Origin of the sequence: Legionella taurinensis (assembly GCF_900452865.1) — a bacterium.
In the GTDB taxonomy this organism is placed as follows: Bacteria; Pseudomonadota; Gammaproteobacteria; order Legionellales; family Legionellaceae; genus Legionella_C; species Legionella_C taurinensis.
Genome location: NZ_UGOZ01000001.1, coordinates 1,392,826 through 1,409,373, shown reverse-complemented (window position 1 = coordinate 1,409,373; position 16,548 = coordinate 1,392,826). Strand labels below are relative to the sequence as shown.

The following is a 16,548-nucleotide window of genomic DNA, read 5'->3' as shown; positions in this document are numbered from 1 at the left end:
TGCGGTTCCTTTCTCTAAAAAGATTTACTCTATTCTTAATCCCGCTGCAACCTTTAATCCTGTAAAATTTGCAAACGGGCACTGTTCGGCGCCAGCCGTTCAGCAATGCGAATGGCTGACACAATCGCATCCTCATGGGAACCGATGTCATTCATCCACATGCCGGCAAACCAGAGATTGTACTGTCCCTGTTCAGCCTGCGCTGCTTTTTGCGCTGCAAAAAAATCCTTGTCGGTGTGGGGGTGCTGGTATTTAATCAAGGCATAGAGGTTTTTAGGCAATGCACTGCCTTTATCACCCGGTGCACGAATATCGTGCGTGACCCAACTTTTGAAAACCGGGGTCTTGCTCTTCCATTTTTTGTAAATGGTCATGGCAGCGTTCACCCCGTTGTAACGGACATTGGCTACCCGCCAATCCTTTTCTTTCGGGGGCATAAACCGCTTGTCGCCATGAATAGCAATCTGGGTATCGTAATACCTGACCCTGGCTAAGGTTTTCATCAAGGCCTCGCGTTCGGGCAGGGATCTCATCAACTGGGCCGCTGTGTTGGCATTGGTGGCGAAAACCAGGTGATCGAATTCACGGCGCGTGCCGTTTTCTTCCTCAATGACGTACGCCCCCTGCTCAAAAGTAACCTGGGCAATACGGCTGTTTAATTGAATGCGGCTGTTCTTAAGATCCCGACTCAGGCGCGTCACGTAACTGGACAAGCCGGTTTCCACTTCGAACCATTCATTGCTGCTGTTGTCATAGCTGGTCACCATGTATTGCAGCACGCTGAAAGCGGAATACTGCCGTATTTCATCGCTGGTCACACCCCAGCCAGCGGCCAGAAACGGGTATAAAAAGGTGTCTTTAAATACGTCGGTGATGTGAATATGATCAGCCAATGTCTCGAGCGTCAAGTCGCTGTCTTTTTCTTCGATCACATGATGGCCAACATCAAGCACGACCTTCAGGTTCATGATTTTTCTAAGGTTGGCGGGCGTCAGCGACTGCCATTCCACCTGACCGTCGTGGTAAGGCGGCAGGATGATTAACTCACTGCCATCGGTTTCGTAATAGGTAGTCACCAGCGTAAACGGCTTGACAGGAATTTTATAAAAATTCAATAGGCGCATGAAATGCGGATAGGCATAGCGATTAAAAAATTCAGCCCCCGCTTCCACCACGATTTTTTTGCCATCAACCTCCACGTCAATGGAGTTGGCATGTCCACCCAGACGATCCTGTGACTCATAGAGGGTGACCTCGTGATCTTGCTCAAGCAACCAGGCACTGACAACCCCTGCCGCACCGCCACCGACGATGGCTATTCGGTCTGCCCACGCCGCATTGTGCAAGGAAAAGAAAAAAAGAATACAGGGGATAATGAATTTTGACATAAGCGCTCCTTGCAGCATCGGTAATAAAAAGGCGGCCTAGCATACTAATCCCTGCCATTCTGGCTGTCAATTTTGGCTACCGTCTGCAAACGACCCCATAAACGGGTCTTGATCAGGGGCCAGTCATCCGCCAACAGGCTGAAAACCACCGTGTCCGTGATGAGTCCCTGGTGATGAATCATGTGTTGGCGTAAAACACCCTCTTCGGTTGCTCCCAGTTTCTTTAAATTATTGTATGACCGTTTGTTACGCGGGTCCGTCGCAACCTGTATGCGGTTAAACTGCCATTGCTCAAATGCCTGCGCAAACATCAGCGCCAGCACTTCATGATTGGCACGTCCACCCCAAAGCGCTGGCGTCAACCAACCGTAGCCAATCTCAAGGCGCCGATGCTCAGGAACAATGTCATAATAACTGTAGCTGCCAAGGATCCGTCCGTCTTTCAAGCGGCGGATAACGTACGTGAGTTGCGTCTGTTCGGCCTGTTTGTTGAGGTTATCTAAAAACCACTGCTCAAAAAACTCCCCTTGGGCTTTCATAGGCATGTAAGTCCAGATCCGCTCATCATCTGCCGCCTGCCGCAATCCCTCGCCATGCGTGGGCAGAAGCGGCTCGAGGCAGAGGCTGCGCCCCTGGAGGAAGGGTAAGGGTAAAGTATTCATTCCATTAACGCGTGCATTTAAGGAGCCTCAAGCTTAGCATTAGTCAGGACAAACGGGTATCAGCGTTGACAGTAAACAGGCTTGATGCCTGCGGCTAACTCACCAATGCTTTGGTGTTTTCCAGTGCCTCGTCCACCTGCGGGTAAGCGTCATTGAGAATCCTCACCGTGTTTTTCAATTGCTGCACATTCACATGCTCCGTATACCCGCCCTCCAGCTGCCAGTATACACGGCACAGCACATCGGGGTATTGTTTGACTAATTCGACAATTTTTTGATTAAAATACAGCAAGTCTTCATCGCTAAAACGCCGGCTGTGACTCTCCTTTGAGCCAAGTGTATACTCCTGATTGATTTCCTTACCGCAGGGAGCCTCCTCTTTTTCGTGCGAATCCCAGCCAGTCGGCAGAAAAAGCATGATTTTTTCTTTCTTTTTCGCGGCATGCGCCAGCAGGCGCTCCAGTTCTTCCAACGCATAGTGCAAGGCGGCATGGCATCCCCTGCGTTGCCGTGAGCAGGAAGCTAAATCCACACTGTGGTAGCACTTATTCTCTTTTTGCCATACCCTGCCTTTCTCTTCAATCGGCGCCCCCATGCGTTCCCGCAACACCGACTCATCCTGCCAGGGGTAAACCCGGGAGTCATGAATGTCAATGTGGGTAAACGTCTGCGTTGTGGTCTCTGCCATTAACACACTGTTTAACCCATCATCCCGGTTAATATCCGTGCCAATGATGACCGCATGAAAAGGAACGTCTGCCGTTAATTCCTCATACGCCATGACCACGGCCAATTTGTTTAGAATACAAAAACCTGCCCCCCGATCGCGGTAGGCATGATGGGTCGGCAGCCCCAGACAAAAATTAAATTGCTGGCGCTGCTCAAGCGTGGTCAGGAGCTCATGAATCAGCACTTCAAAGGTTAAATGGCCGCAGAGAATATCGGTATCGATTTCTTTGACTTCACGGGCTGCCAATGCGGCACAGGTTTTGATTAACGACAGCAGGTAAGCCTGATCATGCACCTTAAGCAGCGCTTTAAGCACCGGATTATCATCCGGAATGGCGTCAAAAGCCGCCTTAGCCAGCTTACCATCGCGGCTGCGAATAGCCTGGCATAACACCCCCCAGGGCAGGCGATCCACCCAGTGGTGACTCAAGGGTGACATCGTTTCCGTAATCTGCTTTGGAGCAAGTTGTGTCTTTAGGGTTTTAACCAATTTAAGCAAACGGGCGAGTTGATCCTGCTTGCCCCCCGCATACAGGCCGCGCATGGCAAGGATTTCATCGTAGGCAGGAACCTGATAGGTAATCGCAGGCGGTGAGTCTTTTTTTAGCAGTTGTAATTCAATAACCTGCTGAGTCAACTGCTCCATGGTTTTAATTTGCCGAAGAATGACGTATTGAGCCTCATTATCAAGACCGGTAAAAAGAGAGGACGATTTGATTTCCTCAAGGTGTTGGCTGCAGGCTTTTAACCCTTGAAAAAAAGCAGGATTGTGATGGCTGAATTGATAAGCCCACTGACTCAGACGCTGCTTTTCAGCCAGCACCGCATTGGTTTTGTATTGGTAAAGTAATTCCTCGAATTTCATGGTCCGATCCTTGGGGACTTAATCAATTTACTTTGCACTACCCGAGCAGGAGAAGCAAGTCGACTCAGAGGGGTTTTAAGGCTTTGCTTTGATTGGCCAGGACGGCAAAAACACTGCGACCCTCATTTTTGTAAATGAGTTGATCAAAACAAGGATTGGCCGCGTAGGCTATGCCGCGGCCGCTTCTGGCATCGGAAAAATGCCCTACCACACCCGACAGCGTTTTTTATTCACCATCGGGCTGTTCGCCGGTACGGCAAACGCGGTGATAAATGGCGGCATATTCGCCAGGCTGCCATTCACGCGGTAAATCATGGGTGGGTGCGGATCCACCGTGATGAGATTACGGGCCTGTTCCGGGCGAATATTGGAGGCCCAGACATGCGCCGCCCCCAGGAAAAATTGCTGGTTCGGCGTTAAGTGGTCAATGACCGGCGCCTGTTGGTATTGAGGGGAGTTCAAAAAGGCATGATAAGCCAAGGTCAAGCCGCCCAAATCCGCTGTGGCTTCACCGGCAACCAATTGCCCCTGAACAGACAAATCGTCAATTCGGTATTGGGAAAATTGATCGATGATGCATTGGGTCGCCGCCTTGAATTGGTTTAAATCGGCAGCTGTCCACCAGGTTTTAAGGTTGCCGTACCCGTCAAATTGCGCCCCCTGATCATCAAAGCCATGCGTTATTTCATGCCCCATGACGAAACCGATGCCGCCGTAATTCACAGCCGCAGCGGCATGCTGGTCAAAAAAGGGCGGCTGCAGGATGCCGGCTGGAATGGTGATGTTGTTCATGGAGGGGTCATAATAGGCATTAATCGTTTGCGGCGGCATGGCCCATTCGCTGCGATCGATGGGTTTACCGATTTTATCCAGCTCCCGTTTGATTAAAAATTCATTGGACCGAATCACGTTTAACACATAGGGGCCTCGATCAATCTGCAAACTGGAATAATCCCACCATTGGTCGGGGTAGCCTACCCGCTCCTCCATTAAGGCCAGTTTTTTCAGGGCTGCTTTTTTTGTCTCAGGCGCCATCCAGCTTAGCGATTCAATGTCTTTACGCAGGGCCTGATGTACCGTGTGTAAAATGGCCAAGGCTTGTTTTTTGGCCTCCGGCGGGAAATTCTGTTCAACGTACAGTTTGCCGATGGCAAAACCCAAAGCGGCATTTTCAGTGGCCACGACCCGTTTCCAGCGCGGCTGAAGCGTTTCAGCCCCGGTCAAAATGGACATCATGCGAAAATTCTGATCAACAAACGGAGCCGATAAATACGAGGCAAACGCATCTACCAGGTGCCAACGCAAATACGTTTTCCAGTCGTTTAACGGAACAGACTGCAATTGCTCATCAGCCACCTTGAAAAAGCCTGGCATGGCCAGATTAATTTCCTGAAGATCCGGTTTTCCAATGGCGGCAAAATAAGCTGGCCAGGAGAAATGCGGCGTTGCCTCCTTCAGCTGTTTGCGGTTCATCCGGTGGTAAATGGCGTGAGGATCCCGCTGCTGTGCCGGCGTCAACGAGGCCCGGGCAAGGACTGTTTCCATACGCATCACCGTTTTCGCCTCCCGCAATGCCTGCTGGGGTGAATCGCCGAGCAATATAAACATCTTTGTCACGTGCGCCACATAAGCCTTACGGATTGAGTCAAATTTTTTACCGGGTTTTAAGTAGTAATCGCGATTAGGCAAACCCAACCCGCCCTGGGCCGCGGCCCCAATCATTTCTTCGCTGTTTTTAAAGTCCTGCATACTGGAAAAATCAAACAGGGCATCGACGCCAATGGTTTGAAGGTGGACAATGACTGCCTTAAGTTCCTTTCGATTGGTAATTGCCGCAATGCCCTCCATTTCCTGATTTAAGGGTTTGACGCCCAGGGCATTGATTGATTGTTCATCCATGCCACTGAAATAAAAATCACCGACTTTCTGCTCGGTACTGCCAGGAACCGGATGGGGTTGATTGGCCGCCTTAATCAACAATCGGTGAATGATTTTTTCTACCTTTAATTGCAGAATATTGAAACTGCCCCACATGGCATACTCTGGCGGGATAGGATTCGTTTTTTGCCAATTGCCATTGGCGTAGGCAAAAAAATCATCTGCTGGCGATACCGTTAAATCACGCCAGTCCAAATGCAGGCTTTCTCGCTGCCTGTCGATTTCCACAGGACTTGAGGGGTGTGCCCAAAGGGGGTTAGACAGGATAAACGCAGTCAATCCCATGGCGGTAACAAAGCGCATAACTTTCCTAATCTGGCGAGTACAGAATTCAGTTTAAGCAGTTAAGTGGGCGGAGGCAATCCTTCTCTTATCCTGACGTAGTTTCTCCGCAGGCAAAAAGAAACCATTTATGTGCAGTTTGTACTGATTGACCCGTATTTGCGGGCCTTCCTGGCCTGGACAAGCGAGCAGCCTGTTGGAGATTGTTTAACCAATGGAGGCCGCATTGCCTATCGCTGGTACGAGGTCTTGCTAAAACAGGGGCATTGAACTGGGGCCCTTTAATGACGATAAACAAATAGGCTGGAATTTCAAAGCCTTCTTAACGCCCGACCGGGAAAAATACGCAGACTGGTTTGCAAAAAAAGCGCTCGCAGTCGTTGAAATACAGGAAACCGGGCAGTTTCTGCCCGGTAAAAAACAGGCTCGTCGCCCGATTGCATCAATTTCTGTAGTTGCTTTTTAAAGGCAATAAATCCGCGAGATCGTTGGCGTGTTCTTCCTCCTCCTCAAGGATATGCTCCAGCATGCGGCGAGTGGTGGGATCCTGGTCCCCAAACCAGTCAATCAGCTTTCGGTAAACCATAATGGCTATGCGTTCGGCAATCAGATCTTCTTTGATCAGAGTTTCAAGATCAGTCCCGGTGCCAAACTCCGTGGCGGTGCGCGCCATGACGGTCGCCGGATTAAAGTCCGGGTTACCCCCGAGTTGATTAATCCGCTCGCCAATCATCAACATGTGCTGTTCCTCTTCCAGGGCATGCTCTTCAAACTCGGCAGCGACCTGAATACAATCAATACCGGTCGCGATAATCTGGTGGTGTCGATACCGCAGTACACAAAGAATTTCCGTGGCCAACGCATCATTTAACAATTTGCAGGCGATGGTCAGATCCAACGGATAGTCCGCCGTCACCGCGCCATCACTAATGGATTTTTGCGCCTCTGAACGGATTTGATTGAGGTCGTAAGGGGTAGGTTCCATCGTTCTTGATTTCATTGCACGTCCTTGTTTTTTATTTCTCAGAAAGTATAGTAAAAAATGCGAAGACATGCTCATTAATTAGTCACATAAATTTTGTTTTATACTTAAAGAAAGCGCGAACAGGAGATTTTCATGAAAAAAACGAAAAACACAGACCATGCTGAAATCAGGGAAATAAAAAACATCTGCGACGTATCACCGCAATCAAAAGAAGCCAAAGGAGTATGCCAGGTGGTGAACCGCAACAAAAAAACCATCCAACCTAAAAAATAACCTGGCATTAGCCAGGTTATTCTTCACCCTTGTACAGCCTTTACATGGCATTGATTTAACACACGGATAATATCCTCTTTTTGCTCCATGTCGTTGTAGGAAACCCATAAAACAAAGCCCCCTTTTCTCTCCTGTTTCTCAATGTCTTTATTTCGATTTTCTTTAATGTTTTTGGCGATAAATCGACCTATAATACCACCCAAAACGAACCCTATCACTGCAAAAAAAACAGTCTCAGCGGGGGAATGAATATCGCCAATAAGAAAGACGCCGATGGCGACTAAAACGAAAATTGGAATACCATAGGAAAAACCAATAAGCCAGCCAAAATCGTCCCGAAGATACGGATCGGTTTCTGGCGGGTTATGTCCGGCTTGAATGACTTCAGGAGCCACATAAGGTACGCCGTATTTTTCAGCCACCTTGGTGGGCGATCCCTGAACGCTTAAATTTTGGCGTGCGACAGCATTCGCCAGTAATTCGTTAGCGACCAATTCCAATTGGATTTCATCGCTGATTATCGCACTTATTTTTCCACTTCCATTATCCATGTCAGGCTCCTTTAAGACTCCTGTCAAGAGCACGATTAATATTTGGTCACAGGATCGCTCGCAGGAAAGGTTTCAGCCAACTCCTCATCCAGGTGTTTCTCTTCCCTTGCTTTCAGACTGCTGTAGCGTTTAGGATTTTTTATTTTACTTTTTTTTGTCCCATCCTGAACATTTTTTGATTTTTTATGCATTTTATTCTCCCTACTTCGTTTGTTATAGGGGATTTTAGAAAAGATTAATCATTGATTGGATGGTTCCAATCCCTTTATGGCGAATCAATGGAAAAATCCAACATCCCCATCCTTTAATTTTAGTTCATTATTTAATTAATTTTGTTAATTAAATCTTAATAATTGATGATATTTAAATAAAAAAACAATCGCAAAAACCTCATTGTTCTATACTTAAAATAATATCGAAATAATTCATGATGAGGGATTGCATCAGTATATTCCTGCATAGAAATAGAATAAGGAGGAAAAATGGAAAGATATACTGATCGAGGTGAAGCAGGAAAGACATTGGCTGAACACCTGATTGACTACAAAAACAAACCAAACACCCTGGTTCTGGCTTTGCCGCGAGGCGGCGTGCCTGTGGGATTTGCAATCGCCACGGCCCTCTCAGTGCCCTTAGACGTGCTCCTGGTTAGAAAGCTGGGAGTCCCCGGGCATAAAGAATTTGCCTTTGGTGCGCTCGCATCCGGAAATACTGTGTTTGTTAATGAACACATTGTGCGTAGCCTTGCGCTGGACGAAGGGATGATTAAAAAAGTCATGGCTGATGAAGAAAAGGAATTAGCCCGTCGGCAAACCGCTTATCGCGGCAAACGCCCTTTTCCGGCGTTAAAAAACAGAACCGTCATCTTAGTCGATGACGGCATGGCAACGGGAGCCACCATGCGGGCGGCAATCAATTGTGTCTATCAGCATAAACCGGCATCGGTCATTGTGGCCGTACCGGTTGCAGCTTATGCCACCTGTGAGGAAGTAAGTGCCCTGGTTGACCGACTGGTTTGTCCATTTCGCCCCGAGAATTTTTATGCTGTTGGCTTATGGTATGACAATTTTGATCAAACGACCGATGAGGAAGTCTCTGAATTGCTGGCCATGGCCCAGGCTGAGCACCTGGAAAGTACTGCCTCATCCTAAGGAGTATTTTATGACAGTGTTTGCAACGGACATGGAGCATCCGGTGACGATACCCTCTGGGCATGCGGATCTGGCAGGATTATTGTATTTACCCAAAAACACAACGGGCATTGTTTTATTTGTCCATGGCAGCGGCAGCAGCCGTTACAGTATTCGAAATCAATACGTCGCCCATGTGTTAAATAAAGAGAACCTGGCTACCCTGCTGTTTGATTTGTTGACCCCCGCTGAAGACAACATCGACTCCTCCACCGAAGAGTTCCGGTTTAATCTGCCGTTTCTTGCCACACGGCTGCTTAAAGTCACAGACTGGATTAAAGATGAATTCCCCAATTTCCCTATTGGTTATTTTGGCGCCAGTACCGGCGGCGGTGCCGCCTTGATCGCCGCCGCGAAAGAGCGAGACACCATCAGCGCTGTCGTCTCACGCGGAGGGCGCCCTGATTTGGCTAAAGAATCCCTGCCCTTTGTGTTGTGCCCTACGTTATTTATTGTGGGCGAGCATGATGAGCCGGTGATTGAATTGAATCAAATGGCAATGGCGCAAATGAATTGTACCGTAAAGCTTAAAATCATCCCGGGCGCCACCCACCTCTTTGAAGAGCCCGGAACCTTAAGCGATGTGGCTCAGTTGGCAAAAGAGTGGTTTGTAACCTACCTCCCTCCGGAAAAAGATAACTGACATGGAAAGTTAACAAGCTCATTGATTGCCTGACTCATCACATCGAGTGCCTGGGATATGTCAAAGACAACGCCTATGCCTCCGTACTTGAGAAAGTTGGTGACAAACGCGAACGAACTGGTGCATTATCTGCAACGGGCCATTGGCGTTATTTATCGGCCCGACATGGAGCGATTAAGCCATTATTATTTCACCCGTCTTCCTTACCCGTTCGATTGCCTTATTCATCTCGATAAACACAGGCGCTTAAGCCCTTACTGCCGAAAAAGACTGCCGCTTTTTAAAGATCCTCTTCATCGAGTCCCAGGACTCTTAATTCCAGCCCTTCAATCTCCTGCAGGCTTCTTCCAGCTATCCCCTGTAAATCGCCATACATCCCAACGGTCGCAGTCATAACCCGTTCAATCTGTTCAGCGCGTTTGGCCCATTGTTTCATAATGGCTTTGCGCTCTTTTTCCAGGTCAAGCTGCATGGAAGAAAAGGCTTCGACAATGGCTTCAACCCGCTGACGAAACCGGGGGCCGGTTAAATACTGATAAACCATTTCGGTTTTGGTGAGTTGTCCTTCCGAGGATTTTCTCGCCAGATTCAATTCAAGCAGCGTCTGCCTTAACACCATGGCCACTGGAACCGCCGCGCGTGGATGGGTCACCCAGATACCGTTTACCAGATCAAAGGTGTCAATGGCCGGAGGCAGCGTTTGGCTGACCAGCACAGCCATCTCCGCCTTGGCAGTACGCTGATCTTCTCGCAATTTGGCAAGCCAGGCCTCGCTCCAGTTTTTAGTGCGCTTTGATTCCCAGAGAATGGTGCCGCACAGTTGGCCGCTGCCATTAACGACCCGCTGTAGCAAGTCACCGCCAAACTCGCCTTTGGCCACCGGTTCGATGCGATCAATGGGAAATTTACTCTGCAACATCGATTCAAGCAGTAATTCCTGGGCTTCTCCCTGTAACTGTTGTGAGCCCTGCTCTGCTTTTCGCTTTAACTCCTCAATCTGCCGCTGCATGGAGGTAATGGTTTGCTCTCTTTCCTTCAATTTAAGGTTTAAGTGATCCTGGGCTTCCTTCATGGCATTCGCCCGAGCGGATTCAAGCCCCGCGTGAATTCCTTTTTCAATGGTCAGTTCGACTTCACGCCTCGCCTCATCGAGTTCCCGCTGCTTTTTCAAAAACTCAGCCTCCACCCGCTGCGCCTCAGCCAACTTCGCCTCACGAGCCTTGATGATGTCCTGTAAATCAGCCACTTCTTTTAATTTTTGCTCCAGTTCTGTCTTAAGCAGCAGCCTCGCTTTCCTGGCCTCTTCCTCAACAATGGCCGCCCGATCTTTTTTCAGTTGGGCTTGAACCTGTTCATCCACTTGTGCATGCAAATGCTGCTGTGCCTCATGGAGAGCCATTTCTTTTTCTTTCAGAACATGCTCGCGATTGGCGATTTCACTGTCTTTATGGGCAATCTGTTCCTGAAACTGCCTCTTGGTGGACTCAATCAATGGCGCCGCCAGTGATTCTGTTAATTTTATTTCGGTTTTGCAGGCAGGACAGACGATGGTCGGATCGGACATAATCAACATTCAGGATAAAAGCGTGATTATACTGCAAGGCCCCCCCACACACACCCGTTTTTTCACAGGAAAAGAAAGCCCTCCCGGTGAAGAGAAGGCTTAGAGGAGATTAAATCAGGAAAAATGATAACCGCCCGAGGGTTTAGGGGGAGTGGGGTTTTCGGTTTGTTTAAAATCAGTAAGCTGGGACTTCAAGCCTTTCGTCATTCCAATCGACTGAAGGGATTGTTGCCTGAGTCCAACGTCTTCCCGCATACTCGGAGGCACCAGGGTGTACGAGTCGCCGATTTCATAATAAGGCATGGCCCGCTCATCCATAGGGAAGCCTGATTCCATCGCGTTAATGGCATGATAATCCAGTAATCGATTATACATTTCTCCCACCTCCAGTACGGAATGATGGCCGCCATGAACGATGGTGCTGCACAGGGTGGAGGACACCGTTTGAGCAATGGAAGGATCAAAACCGCTCTGGTCAAACGCGCCGATGTCCTGCAAAGCAATCAAGGTGCGGGCGGTGGTGCCTGAGGCAGTCGCCACCAGAGGCAGTTTACCCGGGCTGCCGCCCATTTCAGACAGCGTTTCGATAAAGGGTTTCGGCGGAGTCAATTCGTCCAGGCTGACCGGCCTGTTCAGCGGTACTCGATAAAATGTCAGTTTGTCGCCCAGAGTTTTCATCTCTTTTTTAAGCTCGGCAAGCCTTGCTTCCATGCCGGAGGTGTCCTGGAGAAGCGATTGTGCTTCTATTTCCACTTCAAGCTTGTCATGCCGCTCCTTGACATCCTGATAGGACTTCAGCAAAACCTGAATCCGTAACATCGTGTCGGCACCGGCAAATGCTGATTTTCCCGCAACGTGCATTCTTTCATGACCAGGGAGAATGGGATCGTCTTTCGGCACCAGGTCAACCCCCAATTCTCTTCCTATACCAAAGGTTGTGGCAATTTGATCTTTCTGCCCCACTTCCTTGCGGGTCACGCGGATGGCTAATTCTTCGGGTGTTGGGAAGATATTGCTTTTAATCTGGTTGAACTTTCCTGAGTGCAGGCTATTTAATTTTTCCACATAGCAGAAACTGCAGTCTGTCATGGCCTTCATGACCCCGGCGAGTTTTTCCTCGTCATCCACCCCCGTGATGTACTCGCCGCTCAGCCGAGTCTCCAGAATCTCTAACAACTCCAGCTTTCTGGCGGTTGACCCCATAATCTCACCTTTGGTCAATCCAGGCATGGCTCCACCCCATTGCATCCCTTCTTTGGAGTGTTCGGTGGCGAGAAAGTCGATGGTCTGGTTTTCTTCTTCTGTTAACACCGAGCCTTCTTTCAATTTAACAATGATGGGTCCTAATACTTTTTCCGACAACTGGACAGCGACAAAAGCCAAGGCGCCCTTGACTTGGGGAGAACGGGATGACTCTATTAATAAAGCACGCGCGAACGTGCTGTCGTGCTCGGGCATGTACATGGCTTCCTACCTTTCCTTCATCCGTGTACAAAAAGTATAGCCAATTTGTTTATTCTTTGTTTTTTTAGTATTTTGTGTGGCCAAATGAGCCGACTTATGGTACAATTTTCGACCAATTTCACTGGCAGGAGTCGGCTATGCATCCCTTTGTCGCAGCTCAACTGGACGAACTAAAAAAAGGACATTTTCCTAAAGATTACCGGATTGATTTGAGTTATCGCGCGCTTGGCGACAACGAGATTGAAGCACTGGCTCAGGTTTTAAACGCACCTCAAAACGGTGAGACCGTCACTTACAATTTAAGCCATAATACGTTCACTGCTGCGGGTATTGACACGCTTTGTCATACCTTGACGACTCTGACGTTCTCCTCACCCTTGGTTTTTGATCTGTCGCATAATCAATTGAATGATGAGGCGCTTCGCTGTTTAGCCCATGCCCTGGCAAGCGGTCACTTTCCACCGTTAATAACATTCAAGCTCGGCTATAACCGCTTTTCTGCTGACGGTGCCCAATTCATTGCCGCCGCACTCGCCACAGGCCATTGCCCGACTGATTTAACCCTGGATTTTGAAGGTAACCGCGCGTTCTCAGAGGCCGCCGCCAGCCATTTCGCCCAATCACTGGAGTCGAAACGTTGGCCGAATCGATTGACGCTTAGCTTAAAAAGCACCGACATGAAGGATGCCGGCATGACCCAAGTCGCTGAAAAACTGGCTTGCGGTCCCGAACAATTGACCCTGAATGTCAGTTTCAATGGGCTTACCTCAAAAAGCATGGACACGCTCGCTAAAACCTTACCGTTCGCGCCCAATGACTTAACGCTTAATCTGAGCAGCAACAGCATTCGCGATGGGGGAGTGATTGTTCTGGCGGCCTCGTTTCAAGCCAACGGCTATCCCCTGAGGCAAACCCTTATTCTTGATTTTAACGGCCTGACTGACGCGGGTGCGCAAAGCCTGGCAGCAACGCTCACTCAGGCAAGGCTCGAACACCGCCTCTCGTTAAGCCTGGCCGGCAACAACCTCACATCCCATAGCACAACTGCTTTTTGGCACATGTTAAGGCGTGAATCCTGCCCGCCATTGGCGCTTAATTTTAAAAATAATCAACTTGCCCTCCTTAGCGTCAAAACGCTGGCCATCACGCTTTCATCCGCAAAAATAGCAAACGGCACGGTGATTAACCTCGCTAAAAATAAGTTAAAAGACAGTGACTTGGCTGCACTATGGCCAGCGTTGACCTCCGAAACCTGCCCTGCCCGTTTGACCCTGAATTTCAGTGAAAATGGTTTAACGGGGGATACTCTGAAAAGCCTCCTTGAGAGTATCGAACAATTCCCGACAGGATTGACCCTCGATTTAAGCAACAACCGCTTCAGCGAAGAAGACAAAAAGGCATTGCTTGACGGATTAAGGAAAAAATGGCTCCCTGTCGGGTGTCGTATTCTTTTAAGTAACAGTCCAGAGTCGCCGGAACAGATCGAGCTCAATCAGTTGACGCAGGCATCGTTCCAGAGTGCCTTGGCGTTTTTGACTGTCCTCCAGGGGCATGCACAGGATCACGTGCTTTCCCGTTTACCGGTTGAAATCATCTCAACCATTTTTTCAGACTGCGTTCCGCATGAAAACCCAGCCAGTGTGTCCAAACTCCACCGATTGGCCACTCATCAATTACTGGGTATTTACCGCAAACGGGAACAGAACAAGTCTGGCTTTTTTCTTACACCAAAAAACACAGAACCAACGGGCGATGGCTTAGTCAGGTCTGCATCGCTTCAGTTGACTTAAAGCCGTGCGCAGGGATAGGCCATCGATGCATTTTGATTAATTATCGATCAAAATGGTTTTTTTATATTATAATAAGCTCATACTTTGACAGGAGAAATAATGAAGCCATTCCTTAGTACGCTAATTAAATCCATCCAGGCAGGCAAATTTCCTGCCAACGGCATCATTGATTGCAGCAAACAAAAACTCAATGACGAGGATCTGCAAATCCTTGCCACTGCATTGCGTTCGTCTGCCAATGGCCAGACCATCACGTATAATTTAAGCGGTAATCAATTTTCTATCCAGGGAATCCAGGCATTATGGCTCGCCCTATCCAAGGCCTCTTTCTCATCCCCGGTGGTCATTGATTTAACCTCCACTCAACTCGGTGATGGCGCCATTGCTTCATTAGCTAACCACCTGAAACACTTTCCATCCTCTATTACATTAAAAATTGGAAAAAACGCGTTTCGCAGTTTAGCTCCTCTGGCTTCAGCCGTTGCTTCAGGAAAATGCCCCAAGGATTTCACCCTTGATTTGACCGGTTCCCCTGTTTCCCTTACAACGGTAACTGAATTAAAAACCGTGTTGTCCAAAGCACCTGACAATTTAACGCTGAATTTAAGCAGCACCCCCCTTAAAGACGAAGGCGCCATCAAGCTTTTCGAAGCGCTTGAAAGCCCGAATTACCCTAAGAAACAAACCATCGTCCTGCGTTTTACTGGCTTGACAGCACAAAGCAGCCGAGCGATGACCAAATCTCTAGAGAAACTTAACTCCCAACATCAATTAAGCATCGATCTTGAAGGCAATCGCCTGGCCTCCGATGGTCTTCATGCTTTTTCAACCCTGTTGGCAAAACCCAACTCCCCGCTTTTAAAGTTGAATGTCAAAGACAACGACATCAACTCCCTGGGTATCGAGGCATTGTCTAAGGCATTGTCTTCAGGGAATGTGCTTCCGGGCACCTGCATCGATCTCAGTAAAAATCTGTTGGATGATGATGCGCTTAAAACGCTGTGGGAGGCCTTGCAATCGAAAAAATGCCCAGCGAATTTAACCCTGATCCTCAATCAGAACAGCTTAGGCAAGAAGACGCTCAGCACCTTGGCGCAGATTGCCGATCAATTACCCAATGGCTTGAGGATCAGCCTGGTAGGCAATAAATTCAGCAAAGAGGATCTTGCCGGGTTTATTGAGGGAATCCAGGGCCGATTGCTTCCTTTCTCTTTGCATCTGGACATTGGGGCTAAAGACTACCCTGAAGAACAACAAAAAATTGATGGACTGTGTCAGCTTCCTTTGCAGACGGTGGTCAATTTTTTAGTCATCCTGCAGGGACAAGCCCAGGAGAGTAGCCCATTGAGTGTTTTCTCTGACGAAATCATCCGCCATATTTTCTCATTCGTAGCCACTGTGGACAATCCAGCGAAAATTGCCAGGCTTCATGATAAGGCGTCTGATAAATTGAGGAAAATTTATACCAGCGACAAGCACCCCTCAAACGAATTCTTTACTGCCGTGCCCAAGGCACTGGAAGACAAGGATAAGAAGAACAAGGATCAGGAAGAAAAGAGTCTGTCCATGGAAGGGAAAACAAAACCCCATTGAAGTAACCCTGGAATCATCGCCGTGAGGGAAGTATGATGAATGCACCCTGCTCAACCGAGGAACCGGAGAATGATTCCTGCTACCCCTACGCTTCAAACTGTAAGTGAATTTCCTATCGTTGGCCTGTCGGTTCGCACCGACAATGCCTGCGAATTCAATCCATTTACCGCGAAACTGCCTGCCTTGTGGCAAGAGTTGCATCAGCAGGCCTGGGTTAAACCAAGCCATGCCGGCCTTTACGGGGTGTATTCCGATTACGAGTCCGACGTCAATGGCGCCTACACAGTGACAGCGGGGATTGCCCTTTCAGACCACCCGTCCCCCGAGTCCTCGCTTGCCAGGATAACGGTACCCCAGGGCTCTTATCTGGTGTTTACCAGTCAGGGGGTGATGCCCCAGGCCATTATTCATGCCTGGCAATCGGTTTGGGCTTACTTCGCAGCCAATCCAGGCCACCGACGCACCTACCGGGTTGATTTTGAGCATTATTCCGGGCCACTTGACTGCGCCGTCTACATTGGCGTTCAGGACGCGTAAACCACTTGGGAAAGATTTGAGCAATTGCAAACGGGGTTGTATTTTGGGATTTTTTGCAGTGTATGCACAGACTTATCCACAGATTTTGTGGATA

The 16,548-nt window shown here is 48.7% G+C and carries 17 protein-coding genes; 7 read left to right on the top strand and 10 right to left on the bottom strand.

The window, feature by feature from the left end:
- Window positions 1–53 precede the first annotated feature (53 nt).
- The 6 genes from DYE45_RS06565 to DYE45_RS06545 form a co-directional block, all read right to left on the bottom strand.
- Window positions 54–1,388, bottom strand: a complete 1,335-nt coding sequence (locus DYE45_RS06565) for an FAD-dependent oxidoreductase (RefSeq protein WP_160160692.1) — start codon at window positions 1,386–1,388, stop codon at window positions 54–56.
- A 44-nt stretch (window positions 1,389–1,432) separates the two neighbouring features.
- Window positions 1,433–2,050: a GNAT family N-acetyltransferase gene (locus DYE45_RS06560; RefSeq protein ID WP_108291905.1), complete on the bottom strand. Its 618-nt coding sequence runs from the start codon at window positions 2,048–2,050 to the stop codon at window positions 1,433–1,435.
- Window positions 2,051–2,144: 94 nt separating this feature from the next.
- A complete protein-coding gene (locus tag DYE45_RS06555) occupies window positions 2,145–3,644 on the bottom strand; it encodes an arginase family protein (RefSeq protein ID WP_108291907.1) in 1,500 nt (499 codons plus the stop codon).
- Between the two features lie 64 nt (window positions 3,645–3,708).
- Window positions 3,709–3,855 (bottom strand): hypothetical protein, encoded by a 147-nt coding sequence (locus tag DYE45_RS14695; RefSeq protein WP_160160691.1) that lies wholly within the window; start codon window positions 3,853–3,855, stop codon window positions 3,709–3,711.
- The gene (locus tag DYE45_RS06550) at window positions 3,849–5,885 is read right to left on the bottom strand and encodes a M13 family metallopeptidase (protein ID WP_115300638.1); all 2,037 of its coding nucleotides are present in this window, start codon (window positions 5,883–5,885) and stop codon (window positions 3,849–3,851) included. Before DYE45_RS06550 ends, DYE45_RS14695 begins: the two co-directional genes overlap by 7 nt.
- 421 nt (window positions 5,886–6,306) lie before the next feature.
- Complete coding sequence (locus tag DYE45_RS06545; protein WP_108291911.1) at window positions 6,307–6,864, bottom strand: ferritin-like domain-containing protein; 558 nt, start codon at window positions 6,862–6,864, stop codon at window positions 6,307–6,309.
- 117 nt (window positions 6,865–6,981) lie between these two features.
- On the opposite strand from DYE45_RS06545, the gene DYE45_RS14690 reads away from it, so the two are divergent.
- Window positions 6,982–7,122, top strand: a complete 141-nt coding sequence (locus tag DYE45_RS14690; RefSeq protein WP_160160690.1) for a hypothetical protein — start codon at window positions 6,982–6,984, stop codon at window positions 7,120–7,122.
- 23 nt (window positions 7,123–7,145) lie between these two features.
- On the opposite strand, the gene DYE45_RS06540 is transcribed toward DYE45_RS14690, so the two are convergent.
- Together DYE45_RS06540 and DYE45_RS14780 are read right to left on the bottom strand one after the other, a co-directional pair.
- A complete protein-coding gene (locus tag DYE45_RS06540) occupies window positions 7,146–7,673 on the bottom strand; it encodes a hypothetical protein (protein ID WP_108291913.1) in 528 nt (175 codons plus the stop codon).
- A gap of 35 nt (window positions 7,674–7,708) precedes the next feature.
- The gene (locus tag DYE45_RS14780; protein ID WP_164480551.1) at window positions 7,709–7,864 is read right to left on the bottom strand and encodes a hypothetical protein; all 156 of its coding nucleotides are present in this window, start codon (window positions 7,862–7,864) and stop codon (window positions 7,709–7,711) included.
- Between the two features lie 291 nt (window positions 7,865–8,155).
- Between DYE45_RS14780 and DYE45_RS06535 the strand changes: the two genes are divergently transcribed.
- From DYE45_RS06535 to DYE45_RS15010, 3 genes are read left to right on the top strand one after another with little or no spacing between them, the layout of a single operon-like run.
- Entirely contained in the window at window positions 8,156–8,824 is a 669-nt protein-coding gene (locus DYE45_RS06535) for a phosphoribosyltransferase (protein WP_108291915.1), read from the top strand.
- A gap of 10 nt (window positions 8,825–8,834) precedes the next feature.
- Entirely contained in the window at window positions 8,835–9,506 is a 672-nt protein-coding gene (locus DYE45_RS06530; protein ID WP_108291917.1) for a dienelactone hydrolase family protein, read from the top strand.
- A gap of 57 nt (window positions 9,507–9,563) precedes the next feature.
- Entirely contained in the window at window positions 9,564–9,902 is a 339-nt protein-coding gene (locus DYE45_RS15010) for an erythromycin esterase family protein (protein ID WP_341272494.1), read from the top strand.
- Here DYE45_RS15010 and DYE45_RS06525 read toward each other — a convergent pair.
- Complete coding sequence (locus DYE45_RS06525) at window positions 9,787–11,070, bottom strand: DUF2130 domain-containing protein (protein WP_108291919.1); 1,284 nt, start codon at window positions 11,068–11,070, stop codon at window positions 9,787–9,789. The genes DYE45_RS15010 and DYE45_RS06525 overlap by 116 nt on opposite strands.
- Before the next feature lie 114 nt (window positions 11,071–11,184).
- Complete coding sequence (locus DYE45_RS06520) at window positions 11,185–12,534, bottom strand: hypothetical protein (protein WP_108291921.1); 1,350 nt, start codon at window positions 12,532–12,534, stop codon at window positions 11,185–11,187.
- Between the two features lie 137 nt (window positions 12,535–12,671).
- Between DYE45_RS06520 and DYE45_RS06515 the strand changes: the two genes are divergently transcribed.
- From DYE45_RS06515 to DYE45_RS06505, 3 genes are all read left to right on the top strand, one after another.
- Entirely contained in the window at window positions 12,672–14,324 is a 1,653-nt protein-coding gene (locus tag DYE45_RS06515) for a leucine-rich repeat domain-containing protein (RefSeq protein WP_115300637.1), read from the top strand.
- Window positions 14,325–14,423: 99 nt separating this feature from the next.
- Window positions 14,424–15,917 (top strand): leucine-rich repeat domain-containing protein, encoded by a 1,494-nt coding sequence (locus DYE45_RS06510; protein WP_115300636.1) that lies wholly within the window; start codon window positions 14,424–14,426, stop codon window positions 15,915–15,917.
- Window positions 15,918–15,986: 69 nt separating this feature from the next.
- Window positions 15,987–16,454 (top strand): GyrI-like domain-containing protein, encoded by a 468-nt coding sequence (locus DYE45_RS06505; protein ID WP_160160689.1) that lies wholly within the window; start codon window positions 15,987–15,989, stop codon window positions 16,452–16,454.
- Window positions 16,455–16,548: the final 94 nt, after the last annotated feature.

What these genes read in the sequence shown, in the direction of transcription:
- DYE45_RS06565 (WP_160160692.1), bottom strand. Translation starts at nt 1,388, where the DNA reads ATGTCAAAATTCATTATCCCCTGTATTCTTTTTTTCTTTTCCTTGCAC.
- DYE45_RS06560 (WP_108291905.1), bottom strand. Translation starts at nt 2,050, where the DNA reads ATGAATACTTTACCCTTACCCTTCCTCCAGGGGCGCAGCCTCTGCCTC.
- DYE45_RS06555 (WP_108291907.1), bottom strand. Translation starts at nt 3,644, where the DNA reads ATGAAATTCGAGGAATTACTTTACCAATACAAAACCAATGCGGTGCTG.
- DYE45_RS06550 (WP_115300638.1), bottom strand. Translation starts at nt 5,885, where the DNA reads ATGCGCTTTGTTACCGCCATGGGATTGACTGCGTTTATCCTGTCTAAC.
- DYE45_RS06545 (WP_108291911.1), bottom strand. Translation starts at nt 6,864, where the DNA reads ATGAAATCAAGAACGATGGAACCTACCCCTTACGACCTCAATCAAATC.
- DYE45_RS14690 (WP_160160690.1), top strand. Translation starts at nt 6,982, where the DNA reads ATGAAAAAAACGAAAAACACAGACCATGCTGAAATCAGGGAAATAAAA.
- DYE45_RS06540 (WP_108291913.1), bottom strand. Translation starts at nt 7,673, where the DNA reads ATGGATAATGGAAGTGGAAAAATAAGTGCGATAATCAGCGATGAAATC.
- DYE45_RS14780 (WP_164480551.1), bottom strand. Translation starts at nt 7,864, where the DNA reads ATGCATAAAAAATCAAAAAATGTTCAGGATGGGACAAAAAAAAGTAAA.
- DYE45_RS06535 (WP_108291915.1), top strand. Translation starts at nt 8,156, where the DNA reads ATGGAAAGATATACTGATCGAGGTGAAGCAGGAAAGACATTGGCTGAA.
- DYE45_RS06530 (WP_108291917.1), top strand. Translation starts at nt 8,835, where the DNA reads ATGACAGTGTTTGCAACGGACATGGAGCATCCGGTGACGATACCCTCT.
- DYE45_RS15010 (WP_341272494.1), top strand. Translation starts at nt 9,564, where the DNA reads ATGTCAAAGACAACGCCTATGCCTCCGTACTTGAGAAAGTTGGTGACA.
- DYE45_RS06525 (WP_108291919.1), bottom strand. Translation starts at nt 11,070, where the DNA reads ATGTCCGATCCGACCATCGTCTGTCCTGCCTGCAAAACCGAAATAAAA.
- DYE45_RS06520 (WP_108291921.1), bottom strand. Translation starts at nt 12,534, where the DNA reads ATGTACATGCCCGAGCACGACAGCACGTTCGCGCGTGCTTTATTAATA.
- DYE45_RS06515 (WP_115300637.1), top strand. Translation starts at nt 12,672, where the DNA reads ATGCATCCCTTTGTCGCAGCTCAACTGGACGAACTAAAAAAAGGACAT.
- DYE45_RS06510 (WP_115300636.1), top strand. Translation starts at nt 14,424, where the DNA reads ATGAAGCCATTCCTTAGTACGCTAATTAAATCCATCCAGGCAGGCAAA.
- DYE45_RS06505 (WP_160160689.1), top strand. Translation starts at nt 15,987, where the DNA reads ATGATTCCTGCTACCCCTACGCTTCAAACTGTAAGTGAATTTCCTATC.